This window comes from Klebsiella sp. SWET4 (genome assembly GCF_024296565.1).
In the GTDB taxonomy this organism is placed as follows: Bacteria; Pseudomonadota; Gammaproteobacteria; order Enterobacterales; family Enterobacteriaceae; genus Klebsiella; species Klebsiella variicola.
In genome coordinates this window covers 104,326-113,308 of record NZ_JANCOB010000007.1, presented here as the reverse complement: position 1 = coordinate 113,308, position 8,983 = coordinate 104,326, and the positions used below count along the sequence as shown (strand labels likewise).

8 protein-coding genes and 1 tRNA gene are annotated in these 8,983 nt (G+C 58.1%); all 9 read left to right on the top strand.

Translation table 11 applies throughout. From position 1 onward, the window contains the following. The first annotated feature begins 268 nt into the window (after window positions 1–268). Window positions 269–979, top strand: a complete 711-nt coding sequence (locus NKJ21_RS16965; RefSeq protein WP_162493235.1) for a metal ABC transporter ATP-binding protein — start codon at window positions 269–271, stop codon at window positions 977–979. Continuing rightward, window positions 976–1,839, top strand: coding sequence for a metal ABC transporter permease (locus tag NKJ21_RS16960; protein WP_023340644.1), 864 nt, complete (start codon window positions 976–978; stop codon window positions 1,837–1,839). The genes NKJ21_RS16965 and NKJ21_RS16960 overlap by 4 nt, the downstream gene beginning before the upstream one ends. Before the next feature lie 7 nt (window positions 1,840–1,846). Beyond that, complete coding sequence (locus NKJ21_RS16955; RefSeq protein ID WP_012967373.1) at window positions 1,847–2,725, top strand: metal ABC transporter substrate-binding protein; 879 nt, start codon at window positions 1,847–1,849, stop codon at window positions 2,723–2,725. Window positions 2,726–2,863: 138 nt separating this feature from the next. After that, window positions 2,864–3,361 (top strand): nicotinamide-nucleotide amidase, encoded by a 498-nt coding sequence (pncC, locus tag NKJ21_RS16950; protein ID WP_012540790.1) that lies wholly within the window; start codon window positions 2,864–2,866, stop codon window positions 3,359–3,361. A 90-nt stretch (window positions 3,362–3,451) separates the two neighbouring features. After that, window positions 3,452–4,510, top strand: coding sequence for a recombinase RecA (gene recA / locus NKJ21_RS16945; protein WP_004205686.1), 1,059 nt, complete (start codon window positions 3,452–3,454; stop codon window positions 4,508–4,510). Between the two features lie 70 nt (window positions 4,511–4,580). After that, entirely contained in the window at window positions 4,581–5,081 is a 501-nt protein-coding gene (recX, locus tag NKJ21_RS16940; protein ID WP_008806152.1) for a recombination regulator RecX, read from the top strand. A gap of 251 nt (window positions 5,082–5,332) precedes the next feature. After that, window positions 5,333–7,960, top strand: a complete 2,628-nt coding sequence (gene alaS / locus NKJ21_RS16935; protein WP_008806151.1) for an alanine--tRNA ligase — start codon at window positions 5,333–5,335, stop codon at window positions 7,958–7,960. 364 nt (window positions 7,961–8,324) lie between these two features. Next, window positions 8,325–8,510, top strand: a complete 186-nt coding sequence (gene csrA, locus NKJ21_RS16930; RefSeq protein ID WP_000906486.1) for a carbon storage regulator CsrA — start codon at window positions 8,325–8,327, stop codon at window positions 8,508–8,510. 322 nt (window positions 8,511–8,832) lie between these two features. After that, a tRNA-Ser gene (locus tag NKJ21_RS16925) sits at window positions 8,833–8,925 on the top strand. Window positions 8,926–8,983 lie beyond the last annotated feature (58 nt).

The following is an 8,983-nucleotide window of genomic DNA, read 5'->3' as shown; positions in this document are numbered from 1 at the left end:
GGTCTGGTATCCGGTTGGTAGCCCCGGTAAGCGCAGCGCGACCGGGGGATGACGCCGGGGAGGCCGCGCTTAACCTCTCGTTTTTTCCCGCCCGCATGCCTCTTGTTGACCTTTGTTACATTTCTGCCCACTGACACTGATTTACATTCTTTTTTCGCTTCTGTATTGTTATGTTATAACATTAAAAGAGGTGAAATATGTTCACATCAGTTTTTATGGCCTCCGGCGCGACGCGCGCGACCATCGCAGGCGTGCTGCTGGCGGCGCTATGGTTAGCGACCTGGTGGGCGGTGGCGCTGCCATGATTGAGCTGGAGCAACTGGTCGCTGGCTATGACGGGGTGGCGATCACCCCACCGTTGAGCGGGATGATATGCCCCGGCAGCCTGACAGCAATCGTTGGCCTCAATGGCTGCGGAAAATCAACGCTGCTGAAAACGCTCGCCGGGTTTCTACCACCGGTCAGTGGCCGCCTGCGCTGGCAGGGGAAACGGCCGGTGATTGGCTGGCTGGCGCAGCGCCATGCCCTTGAGTCGCAGTTTCCTCTCAACGTGCAGGATGTGGTGAGTCAGGGCGCATGGCCCGGCGTGTCGCTGCTACGCGGTCTGGGCGGCGATACCCGGCGACGTATCAGCGCGGTGCTGGAGCGGGTCGGGCTGGCGGGTCTGGCGAAATCGCCGATTGAGGCGCTCTCCGGCGGCCAGTTTCAGCGCATGTTGTTTGCCCGGGTGATGGTGCAGCAGGCGCCGCTGGTGATGCTCGACGAGCCCTTCACCGGCATCGACGAAGCGACCTGCCGGGAACTGATGGAATTGATCCTCGAGATGCATCAGCAGGGGCAGACCATCCTGGCGGTGCTGCATGATAACCAGCGGGTGGCCGACTTTTTCCCCGAGACGCTGCTGCTGACTCCCCAACGCGCCTGCTGGGGCGTCACCCGGGCGGTACTTCCGGCTTTCAGTCATGCGAGGTCGGCATGATCTGGCACACCTTCTTTCAGCCTTTTATTGAATTTGGTTTTATGCGCCGGGCGCTGGTGGTGTGTCTGGCGCTGTCGCTGAGCACTACCATGCTGGGCGTCTTCCTGCTGCTGCGGCGCATGAGCCTGATGGGCGATGCGCTGTCGCACGCCATTCTCCCCGGGGTGGCGGTGGGGTATCTGCTGAGCGGCATGTCGCTGCTGGCCATGACCCTGGGCGGCTTCATCGCCGGCATCGTGGTGGCGCTGGTGGCCGGGTGGGTGAGCCGGCGGACACCGTTAAAAGAGGACGCCAGCTTTGCCGGATTTTATCTGGGATCGCTGGCTCTGGGCGTCACCCTGGTGTCGCTGCGCGGCTCCAGCGTCGACCTCCTGCATCTGTTATTTGGCTCTATTCTGGCGGTCGATCGTGACGCGGCGCTATTTGTCAGCGGCGTCGCCAGCCTGACGCTGCTGTGCATTGCGCTGTGCTACCGCGGTCTGGTCAGCGAGGCGTTCGACTGCGCCTGGCTGCAGGTGAACCACCCCCGCCTTCCCGCGCTGCTGCATGGACTGTTTCTGGCGCTGCTGGTGCTTAATCTGGTGGCGGGGTTTCAGGTACTCGGAACGCTGATGGCGGTAGGGGTGATGATGCTTCCGGCGGTTGCCGCGCGCTGCTGGGCGCGAACGCTGCCGGGCATTCTGCTGCTGGCGGCGCTCTCCGGCGCACTCTGCGCCTGGCTGGGATTAAGTCTCTCCTGGGCGGCCAGTCTTCCCGCCGGGCCCGCCATCGTGCTGACCGCCAGCGCGCTGTTTTTTATTTCGCTGTTTTTTGGCACGCATAGCCGGCTGCTGGTCGGCTGGCGCAAATTGATGGGGTAAGGAAATGATGAAACGTAGTGCAATGGTTGTGGCGCTGGCTTTGGGGCTGATGGCGCAGGGGGCGATGGCAAAAACGCTGAACGTGGTAAGCAGTTTTTCGGTGCTGGGTGATATGGTGCAGCAGGTCGGCGGCGAGCATGTCCATGTCGAAACGCTGGTCGGCCCGGACGGCGATCCACACACCTTCGAGCCCTCGCCGAAAGATAGTGCGCTGCTCAGCAAGGCCGACGTGGTGGTGGTCAACGGCCTGGGGCTGGAAGGGTGGCTGGATCGTCTGATTAAGGCCTCTGGTTTTAAGGGCGAGCTGGTGGTGGCCTCGAAAGGCGTCAAGACCCATACCCTTGATGAGGATGGCAAAACGGTGACCGATCCCCACGCCTGGAACAGCGCGGCGAACGGTGCGTTGTATGCGCAGAATATCCTCGATGGTCTGGTGAAAGCCGACCCGGAAGATAAAGCGGCGTTGACCAGCAGCGGCAAGCGCTATATCGAGCAGTTGACGAATATCGACGGCTGGGCGAAAGCGCAGTTCAGCGCCATTCCGCTGGCAAAGCGCAAGGTCCTGACCAGCCATGACGCCTTCGGCTATTTTGGCCGCGCTTACAATGTGACATTCCTCGCGCCACAGGGGCTCTCTTCAGAGAGCGAGGCCAGCGCGGCGCAGGTGGCGGCGCTGATTAAGCAAATCAAAGCCGATGGCGTCCATACCTGGTTTATGGAGAACCAGCTTGACCCGCGGCTGGTGAAGCAAATCGCCAGCGCGACAGGCGCCCAGCCGGGGGGCGAACTCTATCCGGAGGCGCTCTCCGCACCGGGTGGCGTCGCGGATAGCTATGTGAAAATGATGCGTCATAACGTGGCGCTGATCGCCGCCAGCATGAAGTAATCGTGCGATTTATCATCCCGGCATCGCCGGGATGATTCATTTTGGATGTCCCCTCGTAAATTCCACACCTCGTCCCCATATCTCTGTGGAAAGTGCTATCTTTGATGGCCTCTTTATCCAGACCAAAGCGGGGCGATAATGACCGATTCAGAATTAATGCAGCTAAGCGAGAAGGTGGGCCGGGCGCTGAAGGCGCGCGGTGCGACGGTGACCACGGCGGAATCCTGCACCGGCGGCTGGATAGCGAAAGCGATCACCGATATTGCCGGCAGCTCAGCGTGGTTTGAACGCGGCTTTGTGACCTACAGCAACGAAGCCAAATCGCAAATGATCGGCGTCAGCGAAGCGACGCTGCGGGACAACGGCGCAGTGAGCGAACCGGTGGTGGTCGAGATGGCGATCGGCGCACTGCGCGCGGCGCGCGCGGACTATGCCATCTCCGTTAGCGGCGTCGCCGGGCCGGATGGCGGCAGCGACGAAAAGCCGGTCGGCACGGTGTGGTTTGGTGTCGCCAGCGTGAGCGGGCAAGGCGTGACGCGGCGCGAATGCTTTGCCGGAGACCGCGAAGCGGTGCGTCGTCAGGCGACGGCCTATGCGCTCAATCTGCTCTGGCAACAATTTCTACAAAACACTTGATACTGTATGACCATACAGTATAATTGCCTCAACTGAACAAATATTAACGGCGAAGCGAACACGCTTCACCCTGCATGATTAGGAGTAACAATGGCGATCGACGAAAACAAACAGAAAGCGTTGGCGGCTGCACTGGGCCAGATCGAAAAGCAATTCGGTAAAGGCTCCATCATGCGCCTGGGTGAAGACCGTTCTATGGACGTAGAAACCATCTCCACCGGCTCGCTTTCTCTGGATATTGCGCTCGGCGCCGGCGGTCTGCCAATGGGCCGTATCGTCGAGATCTACGGGCCGGAATCTTCCGGTAAAACCACCCTGACGCTGCAGGTTATTGCCGCAGCGCAGCGTGAAGGTAAAACCTGTGCGTTCATCGATGCCGAACACGCGCTGGACCCGGTCTATGCGCGCAAACTGGGCGTGGATATCGACAACCTGCTGTGTTCTCAGCCGGATACCGGTGAACAGGCGCTGGAAATCTGTGACGCGCTGGCGCGCTCTGGCGCGGTTGACGTTATCGTCGTCGACTCCGTCGCGGCGCTGACGCCGAAAGCGGAAATCGAAGGCGAAATCGGCGATTCTCACATGGGTCTCGCGGCGCGTATGATGAGCCAGGCGATGCGTAAGCTGGCGGGTAACCTGAAGCAGTCCAACACGCTGCTGATCTTCATCAACCAGATCCGTATGAAAATCGGCGTAATGTTCGGTAACCCGGAAACCACCACCGGCGGCAACGCGCTGAAGTTCTACGCCTCCGTGCGTCTGGACATCCGCCGCATCGGCGCGGTGAAAGAGGGCGACAACGTCGTCGGCAGCGAAACCCGCGTCAAAGTGGTGAAGAACAAGATCGCCGCGCCGTTCAAACAGGCTGAATTCCAGATCCTCTACGGCGAAGGCATCAACTTCTTCGGCGAGCTGGTTGACCTGGGCGTGAAAGAGAAGCTGATTGAGAAAGCGGGCGCCTGGTACAGCTACAACGGCGACAAAATTGGTCAGGGTAAAGCGAACGCGATCACCTGGCTGAAAGAGAACCCGGCGGCGGCGAAAGAAATTGAGAAGAAAGTTCGCGAACTGCTGCTCAACAACCAGGACTCTACGCCGGACTTCGCCGTTGACGGCAACGACGCAGAAGAAACGGAACAAGATTTCTGATATCGTCTAACAGAGTGATAAAGGGCTGCTTATGCGGCCCTTTTGCATTTTTTAGATTATTGAGGTGCCTGTGACTGAACCTTCATCACGCCGCTCCGGCTACGCCCGCCTGCTGGACCGCGCTATCCGCATTCTGGCCATGCGCGACCACAGCGAACAGGAGCTGCGGCGCAAACTGGCTGCACCAGTAATGAGCAAAAATGGCCCCGAGGCGCTGGACGTCACCCCCGAAGAGCTGGAGCAGGTGGTTGCCTGGTGTATCGAAAACCGCTATCTCGACGATCACCGTTTTGTCGGCCAGTTCATCGCCAGCCGGAGCCGCAAAGGCTATGGTCCGGCGCGCATTCGTCAGGAGCTCAGCCAGAAAGGGATTGCCCGCCAGGACGTTGAACAGGCGATGCGCGAATGTGATATCGACTGGGTGAGCCTTGCCAGGGAGCAGGCGCAGCGTAAATACGGCGAACCGTTACCTTCCGCCTTTACTGAAAAAGTGAAAGTTCAGCGATTCCTGCTTTACCGCGGCTACCTGATGGAAGATATCCAGGAAATCTGGCGAAATTTTGCAGATTGACCCATCGGGGATTTTACTTCGCCGTAAAGAAAACTTATCTTATTCCCACTTTATTCCGTCGGGCCGCTGGTTGTGACAGTACAGACAGCGTCCAGGGCGATTATTCCTTATACACAAAATCATTCAAGCTGCATCAGGGCGGCAAGAGAGAACATCTTCTGGAACGCACGTCAGTTCGGTGCCGGGAGAGCAAGCGCAGCCAGGACAGAGGCGACTTGAAGGATGACGTGTAGCTTGATTTCAGGATAATTATGAGCAAGAGCACCGCTGAGATCCGTCAGGCGTTTCTCGACTTTTTCCATAGTAAGGGACATCAGGTAGTTGCCAGCAGCTCCCTGGTACCGCACAACGATCCAACCCTGCTGTTTACCAACGCCGGGATGAACCAGTTCAAGGATGTCTTCCTTGGCCTCGACAAACGTAATTACTCGCGCGCGACCACCGCGCAGCGTTGCGTGCGTGCGGGTGGTAAACACAACGATCTGGAAAACGTCGGTTACACCGCGCGTCACCACACCTTCTTTGAAATGCTGGGCAACTTCAGCTTTGGCGATTACTTTAAACAGGATGCCATCAAATACGCATGGGAACTGCTGACCGGTGAAAACTGGTTCGCCCTGCCGAAAGAGAAGCTGTGGGTTACCGTCTACGAGACCGATGACGAAGCGTTCGACATCTGGGCTAACGAAGTAGGCGTTCCGCGCGAGCGTATCATCCGCATCGGCGACAACAAAGGCGCGCCGTTTGCTTCTGATAACTTCTGGCAGATGGGCGACACGGGTCCGTGCGGCCCGTGCACCGAAATCTTCTTTGACCACGGCGATCACATCTGGGGCGGCCCTCCGGGAAGCCCGGAAGAAGACGGCGACCGTTACATCGAGATCTGGAACATCGTCTTCATGCAGTTCAACCGTCAGGCTGACGGTACCATGGAGCCGCTGCCGAAGCCGTCCGTCGACACCGGTATGGGGCTGGAGCGTATTGCCGCCGTGCTGCAGCACGTTAACTCCAACTATGATATCGACCTGTTCCGCGATCTGATCGCCAGCGTGGCGAAAGTCACCGGCGCGACCGACCTGACGAACAAGTCGCTGCGTGTGATTGCCGACCACATTCGCTCCTGTGCATTCCTGATTGCTGACGGCGTGATCCCGTCGAATGAAAACCGCGGCTACGTGCTGCGTCGCATCATTCGTCGTGCGATCCGTCACGGCAACATGCTGGGCGCGAAGGACACCTTCTTCTGGAAACTGGTTGCCCCGCTGATCGCCGTGATGGGTTCCGCCGGTGAAGAACTGAAACAGCAGCAGGCTCAGGTTGAGCAGGTACTGAAAACTGAAGAAGAGCAGTTCGCCCGTACTCTGGAGCGCGGACTGGCGCTGCTGGATGAAGAGCTGTCGAAGCTGAAAGGCGACACGCTGGATGGCGAAACGGCCTTCCGTCTGTACGACACCTACGGCTTCCCGGTCGACCTGACGGCGGACGTCTGCCGCGAACGCAACATTAAAGTTGACGAAGCTGGCTTTGAGGCCGCCATGGAAGAGCAGCGCCGCCGCGCGCGCGAGTCCAGCGGTTTCGGCGCTGACTATAACGCGATGATCCGCGTTGACGGAGTCTCTGAATTTAAAGGCTACGATCATCTGGAGCTGAACGGCAAAGTGACTGCGCTGTTTATCGACGGTAAAGCGGTGGATAGTGTCAGCGCGGGCCAGGAAGCGGTAGTGATCCTCGACCAGACCCCGTTCTATGCGGAGTCCGGCGGCCAGGTGGGCGATAAAGGCGAACTGAAAGGCGCAGGCTTCTCCTTCGCCGTCAGCGACACGCAGAAGTACGGTCAGGCCATTGGTCATATCGGTAAAGTCGCCAGCGGTTCTCTGAAAGTGGGCGACGCGGTGCAGGCCGATGTGGACGAGGCTCGCCGTCAGCGTATCCGTCTGAACCACTCCGCGACGCACCTGATGCATGCGGCGCTGCGCCAGGTGCTCGGCACCCATGTGGCGCAGAAAGGCTCGCTGGTTAACGATAAAGCGCTGCGCTTTGACTTCTCGCATTTCGAAGCGATGAAGCCGGAAGAGATCCGTGCAGTCGAAGATCTGGTCAATGCGCAGATCCGTCGTAACCTGGCTATCGAAACCAACATTATGGATATCGATGCCGCGCGCGCATCCGGCGCCATGGCGCTGTTCGGCGAGAAATACGATGACCGCGTCCGCGTGCTGCAGATGGGCGACTTCTCCACCGAACTGTGCGGCGGGACTCACGCGGCGCGTACCGGTGATATCGGCCTGTTCCGCATCACCTCTGAGTCCGGTACCGCCGCTGGCGTGCGCCGTATCGAAGCGGTAACCGGCGAAGGCGCGATAGCCATGCTGCACGCGCAGAGCGATCAGCTCAGCGATATCGCACAGCTGCTGAAGGGCGACAGCCACAATCTCGGCGAGAAAGTTCGTGCCGCGCTGGAGCGTACCCGTCAGCTGGAAAAAGAGCTGCAGCAGCTGAAAGAGCAGGCTGCGGCGCAGGAGAGCGCAAACCTCTCCAGCAAAGCGGAAGAGATTAACGGCGTTAAGCTGCTGGTCAGCGAGCTGGCCGGCGTGGAGCCGAAGATGCTGCGTACCATGGTTGACGATCTGAAGAACCAACTGGGTTCGACGGTTGTGGTGTTGGCTACGGTCGCAGACGGTAAAGTTTCCCTGATTGCCGGTGTGTCTAAGGATGTGACAGATCGCGTGAAGGCAGGGGAGCTGGTTGGTATGGTCGCTCAGCAGGTGGGCGGTAAAGGGGGCGGTCGTCCGGATATGGCGCAGGCCGGTGGTACCGATGCGTCTGCTCTCCCTGCAGCGTTAGCCAGTGTGAAAGGCTGGGTCAGCGCAAAACTGTAATAACTATAAACGCCTATACCCTAAATAATTCGAGTGGCAGGAAGGCGGCGACGCAGCGAATCCCCAGGAACTTACTCAAGTAAGTGACTGGGGTGAGTGAGGAAAGCCAACACACAGGCAACTTGAAGTATGGCGGGTATAGGTGCCGTAACCTCGGGGAAACGGCACCTTGCGTCATAAGTACTGATAACGATAAAGTCGGGTTGAAATTGTGTATATCGGCTAAACTTAGGTTTAACAGAATGTGATGCCATGACTGCCTTATACCGCAAGGTATTTGTCATCGCTTACTTTTTGGCGTTATATGATGGATAATGCCGGGATACGAGAGACCCGACTCTTTTAATCTTTCAAGGAGCAAAGAATGCTGATTCTGACTCGTCGAGTTGGTGAGACCCTCATGATTGGAGATGAGGTCACTGTGACAGTTTTAGGGGTGAAGGGTAACCAGGTTCGTATTGGCGTAAACGCCCCTAAAGAAGTATCTGTTCACCGTGAAGAGATCTACCAGCGTATTCAGGCTGAAAAATCCCAGCAGTCCAGTTACTAAGGTTTCCGCGCCTCGCTGTTCAGTGAGGCGCATCCCTTCCCGCCGTTATTTTTGCCTTTTTCACTTTTTCCCCTGCGCAATACCGGTTTTCATCACCCTTTGCCGCTTTGGCTGTTTGGCGTTATGCCTGCGTCAGGTCTGATTTCCTGTTGATAAATTGCCCTTTTTGCCGTTTTTGCACGCGAATTGCGTGCGAAGTGTGCAAACGAAAAAAGGTCTCGAAAAAGTGTTTGACTTATAAGTACCAGAAAGTAATATGTGCGCCATCGCAGCGACGAAGAGCAGAAACAAGTTCTTCGAAGCACTCGAAAGAGGCGTGTGTGGTGAGGTGGCCGAGAGGCTGAAGGCGCTCCCCTGCTAAGGGAGTATGCGGTCAAAAGCTGCATCCGGGGTTCGAATCCCCGCCTCACCGCCATTTTGCATCCGTAGCTCAGCTGGATAGAGTACTCGGCTACGAACCGAGCGGTCGGAGG

Coding starts and splice junctions, on each gene's coding strand:
- NKJ21_RS16965 (WP_162493235.1), top strand. CDS start 269: ATGGTTAGCGACCTGGTGGGCGGTGGCGCTGCCATGATTGAGCTGGAG.
- NKJ21_RS16960 (WP_023340644.1), top strand. CDS start 976: ATGATCTGGCACACCTTCTTTCAGCCTTTTATTGAATTTGGTTTTATG.
- NKJ21_RS16955 (WP_012967373.1), top strand. CDS start 1,847: ATGAAACGTAGTGCAATGGTTGTGGCGCTGGCTTTGGGGCTGATGGCG.
- pncC (WP_012540790.1), top strand. CDS start 2,864: ATGACCGATTCAGAATTAATGCAGCTAAGCGAGAAGGTGGGCCGGGCG.
- recA (WP_004205686.1), top strand. CDS start 3,452: ATGGCGATCGACGAAAACAAACAGAAAGCGTTGGCGGCTGCACTGGGC.
- alaS (WP_008806151.1), top strand. CDS start 5,333: ATGAGCAAGAGCACCGCTGAGATCCGTCAGGCGTTTCTCGACTTTTTC.
- csrA (WP_000906486.1), top strand. CDS start 8,325: ATGCTGATTCTGACTCGTCGAGTTGGTGAGACCCTCATGATTGGAGAT.